General features: G+C 70.8%; 17 protein-coding genes. 6 read left to right on the top strand and 11 right to left on the bottom strand.

Annotated features, from left to right (window positions below; genetic code table 11):
- Positions 1-811, top strand: an 811-nt coding sequence (locus tag AC1DXV_RS19455; RefSeq protein WP_477935050.1) for a transglutaminase family protein, incomplete at its 5' end; no start/stop codon positions are given.
- A 22-nt stretch (positions 812-833) separates the two neighbouring features.
- On the opposite strand, the gene AC1DXV_RS19460 is transcribed toward AC1DXV_RS19455, so the two are convergent.
- On the bottom strand, positions 834-2,621 hold the full coding sequence (locus tag AC1DXV_RS19460) for a DUF885 domain-containing protein (protein WP_477865126.1): 1,788 nt from the start codon (positions 2,619-2,621) through the stop codon (positions 834-836).
- Between the two features lie 179 nt (positions 2,622-2,800).
- Between AC1DXV_RS19460 and AC1DXV_RS19465 the strand changes: the two genes are divergently transcribed.
- Entirely contained in the window at positions 2,801-3,481 is a 681-nt protein-coding gene (locus AC1DXV_RS19465; protein ID WP_477865125.1) for a GNAT family N-acetyltransferase, read from the top strand.
- On the opposite strand, the gene AC1DXV_RS19470 is transcribed toward AC1DXV_RS19465, so the two are convergent.
- From AC1DXV_RS19470 to AC1DXV_RS19505, 8 genes are all read right to left on the bottom strand, one after another.
- On the bottom strand, positions 3,439-4,077 hold the full coding sequence (locus AC1DXV_RS19470; protein WP_477935052.1) for a transglutaminase-like cysteine peptidase: 639 nt from the start codon (positions 4,075-4,077) through the stop codon (positions 3,439-3,441). The two genes, AC1DXV_RS19465 and AC1DXV_RS19470, sit on opposite strands and share 43 nt — an antisense overlap.
- A 251-nt stretch (positions 4,078-4,328) precedes the next feature.
- Positions 4,329-5,954 (bottom strand): gamma-glutamyltransferase family protein, encoded by a 1,626-nt coding sequence (locus AC1DXV_RS19475; RefSeq protein ID WP_477935054.1) that lies wholly within the window; start codon positions 5,952-5,954, stop codon positions 4,329-4,331.
- Positions 5,955-6,048: 94 nt separating this feature from the next.
- Positions 6,049-7,554 (bottom strand): tripartite tricarboxylate transporter permease, encoded by a 1,506-nt coding sequence (locus AC1DXV_RS19480; protein ID WP_477935056.1) that lies wholly within the window; start codon positions 7,552-7,554, stop codon positions 6,049-6,051.
- 13 nt (positions 7,555-7,567) lie between these two features.
- Entirely contained in the window at positions 7,568-8,029 is a 462-nt protein-coding gene (locus AC1DXV_RS19485) for a tripartite tricarboxylate transporter TctB family protein (RefSeq protein ID WP_477865121.1), read from the bottom strand.
- Between the two features lie 123 nt (positions 8,030-8,152).
- Positions 8,153-9,961 carry a GspE/PulE family protein gene (locus AC1DXV_RS19490; protein WP_477935058.1) on the bottom strand — a complete coding sequence of 603 codons (1,809 nt, stop codon included), beginning with the start codon at positions 9,959-9,961 and terminating at the stop codon, positions 8,153-8,155.
- Positions 9,958-10,728 carry a class I SAM-dependent methyltransferase gene (locus AC1DXV_RS19495; protein WP_477865119.1) on the bottom strand — a complete coding sequence of 257 codons (771 nt, stop codon included), beginning with the start codon at positions 10,726-10,728 and terminating at the stop codon, positions 9,958-9,960. The genes AC1DXV_RS19490 and AC1DXV_RS19495 overlap by 4 nt, the downstream gene beginning before the upstream one ends.
- A gap of 13 nt (positions 10,729-10,741) precedes the next feature.
- The gene (locus tag AC1DXV_RS19500; protein ID WP_477935060.1) at positions 10,742-11,287 is read right to left on the bottom strand and encodes a DNA-deoxyinosine glycosylase; all 546 of its coding nucleotides are present in this window, start codon (positions 11,285-11,287) and stop codon (positions 10,742-10,744) included.
- Positions 11,284-12,111, bottom strand: coding sequence for a TatD family hydrolase (locus AC1DXV_RS19505; RefSeq protein WP_477935062.1), 828 nt, complete (start codon positions 12,109-12,111; stop codon positions 11,284-11,286). The genes AC1DXV_RS19500 and AC1DXV_RS19505 overlap by 4 nt, the downstream gene beginning before the upstream one ends.
- Before the next feature lie 143 nt (positions 12,112-12,254).
- Between AC1DXV_RS19505 and AC1DXV_RS19510 the strand changes: the two genes are divergently transcribed.
- Genes AC1DXV_RS19510 through AC1DXV_RS19525 form a run of 4 tightly spaced genes read left to right on the top strand, consistent with a single transcriptional unit; the run spans position 12,255 to position 16,332 of the window.
- Entirely contained in the window at positions 12,255-13,289 is a 1,035-nt protein-coding gene (locus AC1DXV_RS19510) for a S1C family serine protease (RefSeq protein WP_477871956.1), read from the top strand.
- Positions 13,290-13,322: 33 nt separating this feature from the next.
- Positions 13,323-14,327, top strand: a complete 1,005-nt coding sequence (locus AC1DXV_RS19515; RefSeq protein WP_477935064.1) for an AAA family ATPase — start codon at positions 13,323-13,325, stop codon at positions 14,325-14,327.
- Entirely contained in the window at positions 14,327-15,307 is a 981-nt protein-coding gene (locus tag AC1DXV_RS19520) for a DUF58 domain-containing protein (protein WP_477873854.1), read from the top strand. Before AC1DXV_RS19515 ends, AC1DXV_RS19520 begins: the two co-directional genes overlap by 1 nt.
- Positions 15,304-16,332: a VWA domain-containing protein gene (locus AC1DXV_RS19525; protein ID WP_477935066.1), complete on the top strand. Its 1,029-nt coding sequence runs from the start codon at positions 15,304-15,306 to the stop codon at positions 16,330-16,332. Before AC1DXV_RS19520 ends, AC1DXV_RS19525 begins: the two co-directional genes overlap by 4 nt.
- Before the next feature lie 6 nt (positions 16,333-16,338).
- On the opposite strand, the gene AC1DXV_RS19530 is transcribed toward AC1DXV_RS19525, so the two are convergent.
- The gene (locus AC1DXV_RS19530) at positions 16,339-17,652 is read right to left on the bottom strand and encodes an ATP-binding protein (RefSeq protein WP_477935068.1); all 1,314 of its coding nucleotides are present in this window, start codon (positions 17,650-17,652) and stop codon (positions 16,339-16,341) included.
- Positions 17,649-18,163, bottom strand: a 515-nt coding sequence (locus AC1DXV_RS19535; RefSeq protein WP_477935070.1) for a winged helix-turn-helix domain-containing protein, incomplete at its 5' end; no start/stop codon positions are given. The genes AC1DXV_RS19535 and AC1DXV_RS19530, both read right to left, overlap by 4 nt.

Here is an 18,163-nt window from a genome sequence, read left to right on the forward strand (position 1 = left end):
GAGGACTCCTCTTCTCTTCGCGGGCTGGTTGTTGTTGTCGGCCTCATTGATCTCTCCACCGATCTCCCATGCCGAGCTGCGGCCACCGCCCGACGCCGACCTGCAGGCCGTCCAGGCCTGGCTGCAGCGCCCCGAGGCCGACCTCGACCTCGGCGAGGTCAAGCTGGCGATCGACAAGCGGGTCGAGCCGCGCATCGACGTGGACGCCATGCGCAGCCGCCTCGACGGCATCGCCGCCGAGGTGCTGGAGATGCTGCCGCCGGCGCCGACCCGCCATGAGCGCTTCGAAGCGCTGCACGCCTACCTGTACCGCGCCGGCGACTGGAACGGCCAGCGCCCCTGGCTGCGCGCCGACGACGACCCGGGCTGCCGGGACATCGCCAACAAGCTGCTCGCCACCCATCTCGTCACGCGGCGCGGCAACTGCGTGTCGATGGCGATGCTGGTCGCGATCGTCGGCCAGCGGCTCGGCCTGGACATCAGCCTCGCGACCTCGCCGCAGCAACTCGGCGTGTTCTACCGCGACGAAGGCGGCGTGCTGCGCATCCTCGAGCCGACCTCGGGCGAGTTGAAGGTCGACACGCCCCGGCCGCGCGGCGCGGCGCCGGCCGCTGCGTTGCGCGCGCTCACGCGCCGCGAATCCGCCGTGTTCGCGGCGCAGCTGCTGGTCGAGAACCTGGCCCGCCTGCCCGGGCAGGAGCCGCGCCGCGCCGCGCTGGCCGAGCTGCTGCGCGTGAACGACCCGCGGCATGTCGCGATGCAGCCCGCCACGCCCGCGGCCCAGGTGGCACAGCGTGAACGCGCGCGCTGAAATGCCGATCTCGGCAGCGATCTCAGCGCCGGCTCGCGATCCAGCGGTCGACCTGCGCGTCCAGCACCGACAGCGGCAGCCCGCCTTCGCCCAGCACCGCATCGTGGAAGGCCGGCATGCTGAAGCGCTCGCCCAGTGCCTGCTTCGCCCGCTCGCGCAGCGCCTGGATCTTCAGCGCGCCGATCTTGTAGCCCAGCGCCTGCCCCGGCCACACCATGTAGCGCTCGATCTGGTTGCGCGCATCCTCGGGCGACGCGCCGACGTTGGCCTGCCAGTACGCCATCGCCTGCTCGCGGCTCCAGCCCTTGGCATGCAGGCCGGTGTCGACGACCAGCCGCACGGCGCGCGCGATCTCGAGCCGCAACTCGCCCACCCAGGCAGCCGGGTCGTCGTACAGCCCCATCTCGCGGCCGAGCGTCTCGGCGTACAGGGCCCAGCCTTCGCCGAACGCGTTGATCCACAGGCGCTTTCGGAACTCCGGCAGCCGCAGCTCCTGCTGCAGGCCCAGCTGGAAGTGGTGGCCGGGCTGCCCCTCGTGCAGGAACAGCGCGGTCATCGTCGTCATGTCGTAGACGGCGGGGTCGTTGATCACGGCCCAGAAGATGCCGGGACGCGAGCCATCCTCGGCCGGCAGCGCGTAGTGGTCGGACGCCGACGCCTTCGTCAGCTCGGGCTCGGGCCGGATCTCCAGCGGCGCCTTCGGCACCCGGCCGAACAGCCGCGGCAGGCTCGCCTTCACCCGCTCGTTGATGCCGCGGTAGGCCTGCAGGATCTCGGCCTCGCTGCGGTACGGCAGGAACTTCGGCTGGGTGCGCACCCAGCCGAGCAGGTCCTTCGGATCGCCGTCGTAGCCCAGCTGCGGCGCCACCTTGGCCAGCTCACCCTGGATGCGCGCGACCTCTTTCAGCCCCATCGCGTGGACCTCGTCCGGGCTCAGCTCGGTGGTGGTCTGGTCGCGCACCCACTGGCGGTACCAGGCCGCACCGTTCGGCAATGCGCCCCAGCCGTCGCTGCTGCGGGCGGCGGCCTGGTAGTCGCCCTCGACGAAGGCCGTCAGCTTGCGCAGCGCGGGCGCGACGCGGCGCGTCACCGCATCGCCATAGGCCTGGGTCAGCCGGCGGCGATCCGCCTCGCCGAACGACGCCGGCAGGTTGCGGATCGGCGCGTAGAAGGCGTTCGTCGCGAGCGCCGCATCGCCGAGCGGGCGCAGCGGGCCGAGCGCCGCCACCACCACCGCCTTCGGCTGCACGATGCCGCGGCGCATGCCTTCGCGCATGTTGGCGATCGCCTGGTCGATCCAGGCCGGCAGCCGCCGGATGCGCTTCAGGTAGGCGTCGTACTGGGCGACGGTCTTCAGCGGCTGCTCGCCCTGCCCGCCGCCGAAGGTGGCCAGCAGCACCGGCAGCGAATCCAGCTGCTGCACCGGCAGCAGGTGGTCGTCGAAGGCCTCGAAGCCGAGGCGGCCGTGCAGCTCGTGCGCCAACAGGTCGTGCGTGAGCTGGTCTTCGGGAGACAGCCGGGCGCGGTCGATCGTCGACAGCCGCTGCTCGACGCGCCTGTACATCGCGAAACGCTTCTTGCGCTCGCGTGGCGCGATGGTCAGCGGCAGCTGGTCGTCGAAGCGGTTGTCACCGGCCAGCGTCGCGGTGTAGACCGGGTCGAGCCGCGCCTGCGCGTCGTAGTACTGACGGGCCAGTGTCGTGAGCGCCGCTGCCGGATCGGCAGCAACCGGTGCGGCATCGACGGGCGGCTGGAACAGCGCCAGCACGCCGCTCAGGATGGCGACCCACAGGGTTCGGTTCAGGATCATGGTGAGCGTCCTTGCAACGGTGGTTGCGCACGGAGGCGCAGGGCAAGCGCGGCAGGATACGCGCGCACCCCGCACGAAATTGTCAGGAGTGTTCGGCCGCGCGTCAGGAGGCTTGTCGCCAGGCCCTTCGTCCGCGCGGACGCCGCACGATGCCGTATCGTCAACCGATGGACTCACAGATGGACTCCCACCTCGACAACGTCTTCTGGCACGCGCTGAGCGGCCCGCAGCTGCGCTTTTCAAGCGGCTCGGCGCGCGCACGCCGCTACGCGCCCGGCCTCTCGCCGATCTTCGCGTTCGCCGACCTGGCGCACCCGGACTTCGACAGCCTGTCGCCGCATTGCGACCTCGGCGAACACCTCTACATCGCCGATTGGCGCGGTCGGGTGCCGCGCGACTGGCAGCTGCACGTCGAGGCGACGATGCACCGCATGGTCTGGCGCGCCGATGCGCCGCCGGACGACCTGCTGCCCGACGCGGTCCGGCTCGGCCCCGAGCACGCCGCGCAGGCGATGGAGCTGGCCGCGCTGACCCGCCCCGGGCCGTTCGGGCCGCGCACCATCGAGCTCGGCGAGTACTTCGGCTGCTTCGAACGTGGCCGGCTGGTCGCGATGGCCGGCGAGCGCTCCAACGCCGGCACGCTGCGCGAGATCAGCGGCGTGTGCACGCACCCGGAGTTCCAGGGGCGCGGCCTCGCGCGCCAGCTGATGAACAAGCTCGTGCAGCGGCAGGTGATGCGCGGCGAGACGCCCTTCCTGCACGTGATGTGCAGCAACGAGGCGGCGCATGCGCTGTACCAGCGCATGGGCTTTCGCGATCACCTCGATCCGGTGACGGTGCGCGTGCTGTCGAGGCTGTAGGCGGCGACCGGCCCGGCGGYGGCCAGGCGGTCGAGCACGCGCGCCCACGCGGTGATGCGCCGCGGCTCGCGTGCCGGCTCGCCACGCTCCAGGCCGCGCCAGATGCCGGCTTCGTTGAAGCTGATCAGCACCTGCAGGTCGGGCCGGCGCGACAGCGGGTGCACCGCATCGAGCAGGTTGTCCAGGATCAGCGGATCGCCATCGGCCTCGCCGGGCGGCAGCCAGGCCAGCACCATGTGGCGCTGGCGCGCGCCCGCCGGGCCGCCGCTGCGGACCTCGGCATACGCGATGCGCAGCTGGTCGGCCGGCAGGCCGGCAGCGACCAGGCTGAAGTACTTCGCGATCGCGTAGTCGACGCAGTCGCCGCTGCCGCGCTCGCGCGCTTCGTCGGCCGTGGCCCAGGGGGCGGCCGGTTCGCGGCGGCGCGGTTCGCCGTCGTACACGAGGCGGTGGTTGACGGACGCATTGCGCGCCGCGAGCAGCAAGGGGGTCTGCGCCGCGTCGGCCGGCTGCGCCGCGGAGGGCACGGCCGCCAGCAGCAGCAACCCGCACAGCAGGGAAGCCAGGAGGTGGGCAAGCAGGTGGATCGGTTTCATCGAAGCGGGACGATGCCCGCCAAAGATGGACAACCGATGCAGATCGGCCAGACAAAGCGCCGACGACGCGTCCAGGTGACGCGGCATCCCGGCAAGGCGTCCCTGGTGAGGCACGCGCGACGCGATCGGTCCCATGAGGGCTCCACGTCATGGCCCGAATGAACAGGCCCGGTGAACTGCAGTGCCGGATTTTGCGCCTTGGCGGCGCCGGCCCGATCCTCAATGTTGAGGATGGTGCCTCTGCGGCCTTTTCAGAACACCACCGCCTGCCCGTCCCGCCGCGCATCGCTCGCGGCCACGTAGCCGTCGCTGCCCGGGTCGCCGAGCCGCCAGATGAACTGGCCGGCGCCGAAATCCTGGTACGAGTCGTTGATGACTTCCATGCGATGGCCGCGCTCGGCGAGCCCCTGCACCGTCGCCGGGTTCATCGAGCGCTCGACGTTGATCTCCAGCCCCTGGTTGAAGCGCCAGCGCGGCGCGTCGCAGGCGGCCTGCGGGTGCTGGCGGTAGTCGAGCATGCGCACCAGCGTCTGCATATGGCCTTGCGGCTGCATGTTGGCACCCATCACGCCGAAGCTCATCTGCGGCCGGCCGTCGCGCGTCAGGAAGGCCGGAATGATCGTGTGGAACGGCCGCTTGCCCGGCGCCACCTGGTTGGCACTGCCGTCGGCCAGGCTGAAGCCGTGCCCGCGGTTCTGCATCGACAGCCCGTACCCCGGCACCACCACGCCGGAACCGAAGCCCATGTAGTTGCTCTGGATGAAGCTCACCATCATGCCGCTCTCGTCGGCCGCGCTCAGGTAGATGGTGCCGCCCTTCACCGGGTTGCCGGCGCCGAAATCCTGCGCGCGCTTCAGGTCGATCAGCTTCGCGCGCGACGCGAGGTAGGCATCGTCCAGCATCTGCGCCGCCGTCACCTCCATGCTGCCTGGCTCGGCGACGAAGCGGTAGACGTCGGCGAACGCGAGCTTCATCGCCTCGATCTGCAGGTGCTGCGAATCGACGCCGTCGACCGCCAGCCGCTCCAGGTCGAAGTTCGACAGGATGCCCAGCGCGATCAGCGCCGCGATGCCCTGCCCGTTCGGCGGGATCTCGTGCAGCACGTGGTCGCGGTAGGTCTTGCCGATGGGTGCCACCCACTCCGGCCGGTACGCGGCGAAGTCCTCGACGCGGATCGCGCCACCGTGCTCCTTCGCGTGGCGGGCCGCCGCCTCGGCGATCTCGCCGCCGTAGTAGGCGGCACCGCGCGTCTGCGCGATCAGGCGCAGCGACCGCGCGGCACCCGGGAAGCGGAACAGCTCGCCCAGGTTCGGCGCGCGGCCGTGCGGCATGAAGGTCTCGGCGAAGCCCGGCTGCTGCGCCAGCAGCGGCACCGCGGCCGACCACTTCTGCTGCACGACGGTGGGCACCGCGTAGCCGCGCTCGGCGATCTCGATGGCCGGCGCCAGCAGGTCGGCGAACGGCAGCTTGCCGAAGCGCTCGCTCAAGGCCACCCAGCCGGCGAYGGCGCCCGGCACCGTGGCGCTGTCCCAGCCGCGCAGCGGCGGCGTCTTCGCATCGGCGCCGTACCTGGCGCGGAAATATTCCGGCGTCCAGGCCGACGGCGCGCGCCCGCTCGCGTTCAGGCCGTGCAGCGACTGCCCGTCCCACAGGATGCAGAACGCGTCGGAGCCGAGCCCGTTGCTGACCGGCTCGACGACGGTCATCGCCGCCGCCGCGGCGATCGCCGCATCCACCGCGTTGCCGCCGTTCAGCAGCATGCGCAATCCGGCCTGCGCGCCCAGCGGGTGCGAGGTCGACACCACGTTGCGGCCGAACACCGGCAAGCGCTGGCTCGTGTACCCCGCGCTCCAGTCGAAGTGATTCGTTGCGTCCATTCCCTGGCCCTTGAAAGTGATGCGCGGATGATGCCCGCCGCGCCCCAAAAGAAACAGGCCGCTCGAGGCGGCCTGTGTTTTGACTGGAAGAGCGCTATTCCTCCTGGAACGCCTCTTCGCGCTTGCTCTTGATCGACGGCAACAGCACGATCACGATCATCAAGGCGGCGGCGATCAGCAGCCCGGCCGACAGCGGCCGCACGATGAAGGTGCTCCAGTCGCCGCGCGACAGCAGCAGCGCACGCCGCAGGTTCTCTTCCATCATCGGGCCGAGGATGAAGCCCAGCAGCAGCGGCGCCGGCTCGCAGCTCAGCTTGTAGAACAGGTAGCCCACCACCGCGAAGGCCGCCGTCATGTAGACGTCGAAGGTGTTGTTGTTCAGCGTGTACACGCCGATGCAGCAGAACAGCGTGATCGCCGGGAACAGGAAGCGGTAGGGCACCRTCAGCAGCTTGATCCAGATGCCGATCAGCGGCAGGTTCAGGATCACCAGCATCGCGTTGCCGACCCACATCGAGGCGATCAGGCCCCAGAACAGCTGCGGGTTGCTCGTCATCACCTGCGGGCCGGGCTGGATGCCCTTGATCGTCATCGCGCCCACCATCAGCGCCATCACCGCGTTCGGCGGGATGCCCAGCGTCAGCATCGGGATGAACGAGGTCTGCGCACCGGCGTTGTTCGCCGATTCGGGACCGGCCACGCCGCGGATGTCGCCCTTGCCGAAGCGGCCGCTGGCGCCTGCCACCTTCTTCTCGACCGTGTACGCGGCGAACGAGGCCAGCAGCGCACCGCCGCCCGGCAGCACGCCCAGCACCGAGCCCAGCGCGGTGCCGCGCAGCACCGCCGGCCAGGCGTCCTTGAAGTCCTGCTTGGTCGGCCACAGGCCCTTCACGCTCTTCGTGAACACCTCGCGATGCTCGGCCGGCATGCCCAGGTTGGCGATGATCTCGCCGAAGCCGAACACGCCCATCGCGATCACGACGAAGCCGATGCCGTCGGTCAGCTCGGGGATGTCGAAGCTGTAGCGCGCCTGGCCGGAGATCACGTCGGTGTTGATCTGCGCGAGCAGCAGGCCGAGGATGATCATCGAGATCGCCTTGATCAGCGACCCCGAGGCCAGCACCACGGCGCCGATCAGGCCCAGCACCATCAGCGAGAAGTACTCCTGCGGGCCGAACTTGAAGGCCAGCTCGGTCAGCGGCGGCGCGAAGGCCGCGATGATGATGGTGCCCACGCAGCCGGCGAAGAACGAGCCCAGGCCTGYCGCGGCGAGCGCCGCACCGGCACGGCCCTGGCGGGCCATCTGGTAGCCGTCGATCGCGGTCACGACCGAGCTCGACTCACCCGGCACGTTGATCAGGATGGCGGTCGTCGAGCCGCCGTACTGCGCGCCGTAGTAGATGCCGGCCAGCATGATCAGCGCCGGCGTCGCGTCGAGCGCGTAGATCGACGGCAGCAGCATCGCGATGGTGGCCACCGGGCCCAGCCCGGGCAGCACGCCGATCAGCGTGCCCAGCACCGAACCGAAGAACGCATACATCAGGTTCTGCGCCGTGAAGGCGACACCGAAGCCGAGTGCGAGGTTTCCCAACAAGTCCATGGTGTTTTCCTTTTCAGCCCACGAACCAGGGCCACATCGGGATGACCAGCTTCAGCCCGAGCACAAAGATCGCCCACGAACCCACGGTGAGCACGACGGCCGTCGCGAGGACGCCCTTCCACTTGAATTCATCGCCGGCGAGGCTGGTCATCAGGATCAGGATCGGCACCGTGATCACCAGGCCCAGGCGCGGCAGCGCGAGGCCGAACACCGCGATCGCCGCGACGATCACCAGCAGCGGGCGCCACGCGACGTGGCCGATCGGGTCCCCGCCCTCGACCTCGATGGTCAGCGACTTGAACAGCACGAAGCCGCCCAGGATCGCCATCAGCACGCTGAGGATCAGCGGGAAGTAGCCGGGGCCCGGCCGCGCCGAGCTCCCCATGCTGTAGTTCGTCGCACCGACGGCGAACACCACGCCGACGACGATGAACATCAAACCGGACCAGAAGTCCCGTTGGCTCTTGATCTGCACGAATAGCTCCTCGTGTCCTGGGTGGACGTGACGCTGTCTGTTACAGCTTGCGGACGATTCTAGGCAGACCACTCCAGGCGCCGTGTGTGGTTTACACGTAGCGCCCCGTGTCCTGAGGTGTCATCAGGTGTCCCAGGACGGCGTCGAGCGCAGCACCTCGTCCATCGTGGTGACGCCTTCGGCCACCTTCATCATCCCGGCCAGCCGCAAGGGCCGCAGGCCGTCGCTGAGCGACAGCTGGCGCAGCTTCGAGGCATCGGGCACCGGGTGGATGGCCGGCTGCGCCGCCTCGTTCACCGTCAGCAGCTCGTAGAGCCCCGCGCGGCCGCGGAATCCCGTCATGCGGCATTCGAGGCAGCCCACCGCCTTGTAGGGCCGCGCCTTGCCGTTGATGCGCCATGGCTTGATGGCCTCGTTCAGCGTCTCGGCCGTCACCGCTTCATCGGGCTGCTTGCAACTCGCGCACAGCGCGCGCACCAGCCGCTGCGCCAGCACGCCGATCACGGTGGCGCCGATCAGGTACGGCGGCACGCCCAGGTCGACCAGCCGCGTCACCGCCGAGGCCGAGTCGTTGGTGTGCAGCGTGCTGAACACCAGGTGGCCGGTCAGCGCGGCCTGGATCGCCATCTCGGCGGTCTCCAGGTCGCGGATTTCGCCCACCATGATGATGTCCGGGTCCTGCCGCATCAGCGCCCGCACGCCTTCGGCGAAGCCGAGGTCCAGCGCCGGCTGCACCTGCGTCTGGTTGAAGGTGGGCTGGATCATCTCGATCGGGTCCTCGATCGAGCAGACGTTGACCTCGTCGGTGGCCAGCCGCTTCAGCGTGGAGTACAGCGTGGTGGTCTTGCCCGAGCCGGTCGGCCCGGTCACGAGGATGATGCCGTGCGGCCGTGCGGTGAGGGCTTCCCAGCGCTGGGCGTCGTGGCTGCCGAAGCCGAGCGCGTCGAGCGACTTGACGGCGGTGTCCGGGTCGAAGATCCGCATCACCATCTTCTCGCCGAACGCGGTGGGCAGCGTCGACAACCGCATCTCGACCTCGTCGCCGTTCGGGTTGCGCGTCTTGATGCGGCCGTCGAGCGGGCGGCGTTTCTCGACCACGTCCATGCGGCCGAGCAGCTTCACGCGCGCGATCATCGCGTTCATCACGCCGGGCGGCAGCTGGTAGACGGTGTGCATCACGCCGTCGATGCGGAAGCGGATCAGGCTCAGCTCGCGGCGCGGCTCGAGGTGGATGTCGCTCGCGCGCTGGTCGAAGGCGTACTGCCACAGCCAGTCGACCACCTGCACGACGCCCTGGTCGTTGGCATCGAGCTGCTTGTTGCTGCGCCCGAGCTCGACCAGTTGCTCGAAGCTCGCGGCCGCCGAGTTCTCGCCGTTCTTGGCCGCCGCGCGCACCGAGCGCGACAGCGTGTAGAACTCGGTCGTGTAGCGCGCCACCTCGACCGGGTTGACCAGCACCAGCCGCAGCGTCTTGCGGGTGTGGGCCTCGATCTCGGGGGCCCAGGCGATGTCGAAGGGCTCGCTGGTGGCCACCGTCACGTCCTGGGCGCCGAACAGCAGCGGCAGCGCGCGGCGGCGCTCGGCATAGTTGATCGACATCACGTCGCCGACGCGGCCCACGTCGACCTTCAGCGGGTCGATGCGCATGTACGGCATGCCGATGCGGCCGGCCAGCCATTCGGTGAGCATCTCGGTGTCGAGCGGCTTGCCGGAGCGGTTCGAGAGGCCCGCGCTGCCCAGCCGCACCAGCGGATGCTGCACGCTCTCGGCCGCGGCAAAGCGCTTCTCGGTGCGGTCGTGGTCCTCGCGGCCGATCACGCCGTCCTCGAGCAGCCAGTGCAGCAGGCGCCGCCACTCGAGGCGCCCGCGCGGGTGCCCGGCGGCGCCCTTGTCGGCCTTGGGGTGTTTCGTCGTCGAAGCCGCTGCGGTCATGGGGTCACCCCGTTCGTGTTTCTGATCATTCGCAGCCACTTGCGCGCAGGCAGGTCGAAGCGGTTCTCGATGTTGTCGGCACGCGCGGCCAGCACTTCACGGGACGGAAGTACCCGCCCCTTCATGCCGACCACGACGGTGTTGCCCTCGCGCGTGGGCCGCATGCTCCACACCGCCGCCTCGCCGAAGGCGGCCGCGATGCGCGCCGCGCTCTGCTCGTAGCTCGCGTCGCGGCCGAACAGGTTGACCGTCATCACGCCGCCATCGGCCAGCACGCGGTGGCAGGCGCGGTAGAAGGCGTCGTCGTCGAGCACCGGGCTGGCGGCCTCGTGGTCGTACAGGTCCACGCACAGCACCTGCACGCTGCCGGCATTCCCGGGGTCGGCGACCCACAGGCCGGCGTCCTGGTTCAGCACCTGCAGCCGGTCGTCGTCTTCCGGCAGGCGGAACCACAGCCGGCAGGCGGTGATGACGGTCGGGTTCAGCTCGACGGCCGTGGTGCGCATGCCCATGCGCTGCGTGAAGCGCGTGATGGCCGCGGCGCCCAGGCCGAGCTGCACCGCATGGCCCTCGCCGAGCGCCTCGGGTTCGATCAGCAGCAGCCAGACCATCATGCGCTGCACGTAGTCGAGCTCGATCACGTTCGGCTTGCGCACGCGCATCGCGCCCTGCACCCAGGGCGTGCCGAGGTGCAGGTAGCGCACGCCGTCGGCCTCGGAGAGGGTGGCGGGGACGAGTTCGGGTTCGGGTGTCGGGCGGGCAGGCATCAGGGGCGGTGAGTCAGGCAATTCCACAGGCTTCGAAGGCGGTGCGCCAGGCTTCCAGCTTGCGCTCGAAGCTCCACGAGGCGTTGGCCGGGCTGGTCGACGGCAGGCGCATCACCGGCACGCCGAGTGTCGCGGTGAACCGCATCGCCCGCGCCGATTCGCCGCCATTGTGGGCGATGCCCTGCAGGCCGGGCGCGAGCCGCTGCAGGCTGGCGAGGTCGTTGTACTGCGCATCCTCGATCGCGCTGTCGAGGCTGCCCTCGCGGCGGCAGTGGGCGTAGACATCCCAGATGCCCAGCCCGCGCTCGCGCACTTCGTCGATGCGCCGGGCGTAAGGCAGGGTCCGCAGCTCGACATCCCACAGCGCCGACAGGATCGGCCAGAAGTGGTTGCGCGGGTGGGCGTAGTACTGGCCGGCCTGCAGCGATGCGACACCGGGGAAGCTGCCCAGCACCACCAGCCGCGTGCGCGGGCCGATCACCGGCGGCAGGCCCTGCAGCAGCGGCTCGGCGGTGGGGGTGGGCGTGGGGGCGGCGGTGGAAGAGAGCGCTGGCTTCATCGAGCCGGCCAGTCTGCCAGAGCCGCGAGGCGCGGCAGCGCGGCGTGCGTGTTGGTGCGTGTCAGTTGCGACAAGTCGTGCAGCGACAGGCCGCGCAGGCCGGCCAGCACCTCGGCGATGCGCGGCAACTCCGACGGCTCGTTGCGCGAGGTGGCGCCCGCCGCGCGCTGCTCGGCCGTGCGGTACAGCCAGTGCGGCGGGATGTCGGGGGCATCGGTCTCCAGCACCAGGGCCTCGGCCGGCACCGTCTGCGCGAGGCGGCGGATCTGCAGCGCGCGCTCGAAGGTCATCGCACCGCCGAAGCCCAGCCGGAACCCCAGCCCGACGAACACCTCGGCCTGCTGCGCGCTGCCGTTGAAGGCGTGGGCGATGYCGCGCACCTCGATGCGGCGCAGGTGCTTCAGCAGCGAATCGGCCGAGCGCCGCACATGCACGATCACCGGCAGGCCGAACTCGCGCGCCAGCTTCAGCTGCTCGGCGAAGAAGTGCTCACCACGCGCCTGGTCGAGGCCTGGCACGAAATGGTCCAGCCCGATCTCGCCGACCGCCACCAGGCGGGGGTCGTCGATGTGCCGCGCCAGGGCCTGGCGCAGCAGCGCCAGGTCGCCGTCGCCGGCCGCGTCGACGCACAGCGGGTGGATGCCCAGCGCGTAGGCCAGCCCATGCTGGTGCGCCAACGCCCGCACCGTCTCGAAATTCCCCACCATGACCGCGGGCAGCACCTGCTGCGTGACGCCGGCCGCCCGCGCCCGCTCGACCACCGCCTCGCGGTCGGGGTCGAATTCGGGGGCGTCGAGGTGGCAATGGGAGTCGATCCAGCGCATCCCCCGGATGATGCCTTGCCCGCCGACTCAACCCATACCTGGGGACGTGCACGGCCGGCGACTCCGTGTTACGGTGACGCCATCGTCAGCGTTCGGCACAGTTTTGTATCTCCAGGTGCCGACTGCCATCGCAGGAGGCAGGCATGAGACAGGCTCCGCTCTACAGCCGCTCTCGGCGGGCACCCGCCGGTGCGTCCTCGCTTGCGCCCGAGACAGCGGTCGTGCCGGCCGCGGCGCCGCGGGTTCCGCCCTCCCGCTGGCGCGGCTGGTTCGGCCGCCATGAACGCCTGCTGTGGGGCTTTTCCGGTGCCATCCTGGTGCTCGGCGGCGTGGCCGGCTGGCAGGTGCTGAACCCCGCCGCCCGCGCGCTGACCCAGGCCGACATCGATGCCGCCGTGCGCCACTCGCTCGAGAAGGAGCCGCTGCCGTCCGCCTACGCGAAGGCCTACGAGATCATCGCCCCGTCGGTGGTGCGCGTGGTCGGCACCGATGGCGACGAGCCCGACCCGGCGAAGGCCGAGGCCACGCCCGACGCGAAACGCGCCAAGCCGGTGCCGCTGCCGAAGGCCGCCAAGCCGGTGCCGGGCGACCGCAAGAAGCAGACCGCATCCGACACCCCCGAGCCCGGCGAGCCGCACCTGTCCACCTCCACCGGCTCCGGCGTCGTGATCATCGACAACGGCACCATCCTGACCAACCTGCACGTGGTGCAGGGGTCGAAGAAGCTGCGCGTGACCTTCGCCGACGGCTTCGAGTCGGACGCGACGGTGGTCGGCATCGAGCCCGAGCACGACCTGGCGGTGCTGCGTGCCAAGAGCATCCCCGACGACCTGCAGGCCGCGACGATGCGCTCGGCCTCCGACCTGCGGGCCGGCGACCAGGTGATCGCGGTCGGCTACCCGTTCGGCATCGGTCCGTCGGTCTCGGGTGGCGTGATCTCGGGCCTGAAGCGCGACTTCCGCTCGCCGCAGGGCCAGCGGCTGCTGAACAACCTGATCCAGTTCGATGCCGCCGCCAACCCCGGCAACTCCGGCGGCCCGCTGGTGACGATGGACGGCTCGGTGGTCGGCATCGTCACCGCGATCCTGAACCCGACCGAGCACCGCACCTTCATCGGCATCGGCTTCGCGGTGCCGATCGACAGCGCCGCCAACGCGGCCGGCATGCCGCCCTTCTGACCTGCCCTTTCCCCACCGTTCCCCGGAGACTCCATGGACCAGGACACGCCGAACACCGCCACGCTGATGGAGCGGCTGCTGTATGAAGTCAAGCGCGTCGTGGTCGGGCAGGACAAGTTCCTCGAGCGCGTGATGGTGGCGATGCTGGCCCAGGGCCACCTGCTGGTCGAGGGGGTGCCGGGCCTCGCGAAGACGATCACCATCAAGACGCTCGCCACGACGTTGCGCGGCAGCTTCAAGCGCATCCAGTTCACGCCCGACCTGGTGCCGGCCGACCTGGTGGGCACGCGCATCTACAACCAGAAGACCGGCGAGTTCGCGACCTCGCTCGGCCCGGTGTTCGCCAACCTGCTGCTGGCCGACGAGATCAACCGCGCCCCGGCCAAGGTGCAGAGTGCGCTGCTGGAGGTGATGCAGGAACGCCAGGTGACGATCGCCGGCGAGACGCACAAGGTGCCCTCGCCCTTTCTCGTGATGGCCACGCAGAACCCGATCGAGACCGAGGGCACCTACCCGCTGCCCGAGGCGCAGGTCGACCGCTTCATGATGAAGGTGCTGGTCGGCTACCCGAGCGAGGAAGAGGAGTTCGTGATCGTCGAGCGCGTCACCGGCGACCCGGTGACGGTGAGCGCCGTCGCGAGCACCGAGCAGCTCGCCGAACTGCAGCACCGCTGCCGCAGCGTGTACGTCGACCCGGCGCTGATGCAGTACGCGGTGCGGCTGGTCAGCGCGACGCGCAACCCGGCGCGCTACGGCCTGCCGGACCTCGGCAAGTTCATCAGCTTCGGCGCCAGCCCGCGCGCCACCATCGGCCTGATCGAGGGCGCGCGCGCGATGGCGCTGCTGCGCGGGCGCACGTATGCGCTGCCCGAAGACGTGCTCGACCTGGTGCCCGACGTGCTGCGCCACCGCCTGGTGCTGAGCTACGAGGCGCTGGCCGAGGGGCTGAGCGCGGACCAGGTCGTCCACAAGCTCGTGCAGAAGGTGCCCAAGCCCGACAAGCCGATGGCGCACCGGGCCGAGGAAGCGGGGCGCTGATGGACGAGTCCGCCAGATCACCTGCGACGACGCCCAGCGCCGAATCGGTGCTGCAGCGGCTGGAGTGGACCGTGCTGCGCCGCCTCGACGGCCTGCTGCAGGGCGACTACCGCACGCTGTGGCGCGGCACCGGGCTCGACCTGGCCGACCTGCGCGAGTACCAGCACCACGACGACGTGCGCCACATCGACTGGAACGTCACCGCGCGGCTGCAGGTGCCGCACGTGCGCGAGTTCACCGAGGACCGCGAGATGAGCGCCTGGTTCCTGCTCGACCTGAGCGGCAGCATCGATTTCGGTGCGCAGCGCAGCAAGCGCAGCGTGTCGGCCGAGTTCGTCACCGTGCTGGCGCGCCTGCTGACGCGGCACGGCAACCGCGTCGGCGCGGTGTTCTACGGCAGCCAGGTCGATGCGGTGCTGCCGCCGCGCACCGGCCGCAGCCATGTGCTGAACCTGCTGCAGCGGCTGCGCGCGCATGCGGCGCCGCAGGCCGCCGCGCAGGGCGAGACGCGGCTCGGCGACCTGCTGCAGCGCGCGGCCACGATGATCCCGCGGCGCTCGATGGTGTTCGTCGTCTCCGACTTCATCAGCGCGCCCGGCTGGGCCGATGCGATGGCGCGCCTGGCGCAGCGCCACGAGGTGCTGGCGGTGCGGCTGTACGACGAGATGGAACTCGACCTGCCGGACCTCGGCCTCGTCACGCTGCAGGATGCCGAGACCGGCGAGCAGCTGCTGGTCGACACCCATGACCCGGGCTTCCGCGAGCGCTTCGCACGCATCGCCGAGGCGCGCGAGGATGAATTGCACGCCGCCTTCGCGCGCGCCGGCGTCGACACGCTGGAGCTGACCACCGACGACGACCTGGGCGAGGCGCTGCTGCGCTTCGTCGAGCTGCGCCGGCAGCGCGCGCGAGCCTCGCACGGCGGCGGGATGGCGGCGCACCTGCGGCCGCTTGTCGGTGCATCGAGGAGCGCTGCATGACCTTCGTGTGGCCTCATCTGCTGTGGGCGCTCTTGGCGGTGCCGTTGCTGGTGCTGCTCTACCTGTGGCTGCTGAACAAGCGCAAGAAAACGACGCTGCGCTTCGCGAGCCTGGCCGTCGTCAAGCAGGCCCAGGGCGGCGGCCCCGGCTGGCGCCGCCACGTGCCGCCGGCCCTGCTGCTGGTGGCGCTCGGTGCCTTGCTGATCGCGACCGCGCGGCCGATGGCGGTGGTGACGCTGCCGCTGCAGCAGGAGACCATCATCCTGGCGATGGACGTCTCCGGCAGCATGCGTGCCACTGATGTGCAGCCGGATCGCCTGACCGCCGCGCAGGAGGCCGCCAAGTCCTTCCTCATCGACCTGCCGCGCAGCGTGCGCGTGGGCGTGGTGTCGTTCGCCGGCACCGCCGCGGTGGTGCAGCCGCCGACGCAGAGCCGCGACGACGTGGTGGCCGCGATCGACCGCTTCCAGCTGCAGCGCGGCACCGCGATCGGCAGCGGCATCGTGCTGTCGCTCGCGACGATCTTTCCGGAGGCCGGCATCGACCTGTCGCAGATCACCGGCCAGCGCAACATGCCGCTCGGGCCGAACGACAAGCCGAAGCAGGATTTCGTGCCGGTCGCGCCGGGCTCGTACGCCTCGGCCGCGGTGATCCTGCTGACCGACGGCCAGCGCACCACCGGCCCCGACCCGCTGGACGCCGCGAAGATGGCGGCCGACCGCGGCGTGAAGGTGTATTCGGTGGGCATCGGCACCAAGGAAGGCGAGACGATCGGCTTCGAGGGCTGGTCGATGCGCGTGCGGCTCGACGAGGAGACGCTGAAGAACATCGCCAACCTGACGCGCGGCGAATACTTCTACGCCGGCACCGCCACCGACCTGAAGAAGGTCTACCAGAGCCTCAGTTCGCGGCTGATGGTCGAGAAGAAGGAGACCGAGGTCAGCAGCCTGTTCGCGGCGTTCGGGGCGGTGCTGGTGCTCATCGCCGCCACGCTTTCCGTCTGGTGGTTCGGGCGGGTCATGTAGCCGCGGTCATGTAGCCGCAAACCGCACCGTGGCGCGCAGGCCGCCGAGCGGCGACTCGCCGAGCGTCACGCTCGCGCCATGCTGCTGCGCCACGCCGCGCACGATCGCGAGGCCGAGGCCGGTGCCTGATTCCTCGTGCTCGGCGCGGCGGTAGAAGCGGTCGAACACCCGCTCGCGGTCGCCGGGCGGAATGCCGGGGCCGGCGTCGTCGACCTGCAGGAGCGCGGCGCCCTCCTCCATCGCCACCCGCAGCTCGATGCGCGAGCCCGGCGGCGAGTAGCGCACCGCGTTGTCCGCGAGGTTGCGCGCCAGCACCGACAGCGCGTTGCGATCCCCCTGCACCAGCACGGGTTCGTCGGCGAACAGCTCGAAATCGGCGCCGCGCGACAGCGCGAACGCGGCGGTGTCGACCAGCGCCTGGCGCACCACCTCGGCCAGGTCGACGCGCTCGGTGGCGGCGGGCGCGGCGCCCGGCTCGGTGCGTGCGAGCGTCAGCAACTGCTCGACCAGCCGTGCCGAGCGGTCGATGCCGTGGCTCAGCGCGTCGATGGCCTGCTGGCGGTTCGCCTCGTCGGGCGCGCGCTTCAGCAGCTCCAGCTGCAGCTTCAGCGCCGTCAGCGGCGAGCGCAGCTCGTGCGCCGCGTCCGACACGAACGCGCGCTGCGTGTCCAGCGAATGGCCCAGGCGCTGCAGCAGCGCGTTCAGCGCACCGACCAGCGGCGCCACCTCGTCGGGCAGGCCGTGCTGCGGCAGGGGCTCCAGCAGCTGCTCGCCGCGTTCGCGCAGCTGCCCCGCGACGCGGCGCAGCGGGCGCAGCGTGAGCGCCGCGATCCAGCCCATCGCCAGCGCCATCACCGGCGCGAGCAGCAGCAACGGCGCAACGCTGCGCAGCGCCGCGCCGGCCGCCAGCCGCTTGCGGATCTGCGCCGGCTGCGCCACCTGGATCACGCGGGAGCCGGTGGCCACGCTGAAGGTGCGCCAGGCCGGCCCGGCGCCGTCGGCCCCGGCCTGCACGGTGGCCAGCCCGAGCAGCACGCGGGTCGGCAGGTCGGGATGGTCGCGCGTGGCGTAGATGCGGCGGCCGTCGACGCTCCAGATCTGCACGACGAAATCGAACTGCTCGTCGGCCAGCGCGTTCATCTGCTCGGTCGCGATCTCGCCCTGGTCGCGCAGCGACAGCGCCATCTGGCGCAGCTGGTAGTCGAACAGCGCCTCGGTCTCGCTGAGCACGCTGCGGTAGGTGATCGCGCCCATCACCGCGGCGGCCACCATCAGCATCGCGAGCAGCGCCAGCAGCAGGCGCAGGCGGATCGATTTCAAGCGCCGCCCGCCGGGGGTGTGCCGGGCGTGCCGACGTAGTAGCCGACACCGCGCATGTTCTGGATGAAGTCGGCGCCGAGCTTGCGGCGCAGCTGGTGGATGTAGACCGAGACGGCGTTGCTCTCGATCTCTTCGCCCCAGCCGTAGAGCCGGTCTTCGAGCTGGGCGCGCGACAGCAGCGCGCCGGGCCGGGCCATCAGCGCCTCGAGCACCGCGAACTCGCGCGCCGACAGCAGCACCGGCACGCCGTCGCGCGCCACCTGGCGCGTGGCCGGGTCGAGCGTGACGCCGCCGTGGCTCAGCAGCGGCTGGGCCCGGCCGCTGTGGCGGCGCAGCACGGCGCGCATGCGGGCGCTCAGTTCATCGAGCTCGAAGGGTTTGACGAGGTAGTCGTCGGCACCGGCATCGAGGCCGGCGACGCGGTCGCCGACGCCGTCGCGGGCGGTCAGCACGATGACCGGCGTGCTGTCGTGGCGGGCGCGCAGGGCGCGCAGCACGCCCAGGCCACCCG

It is taken from the genome of Rhizobacter sp. P3_C12, from assembly GCF_056402735.1.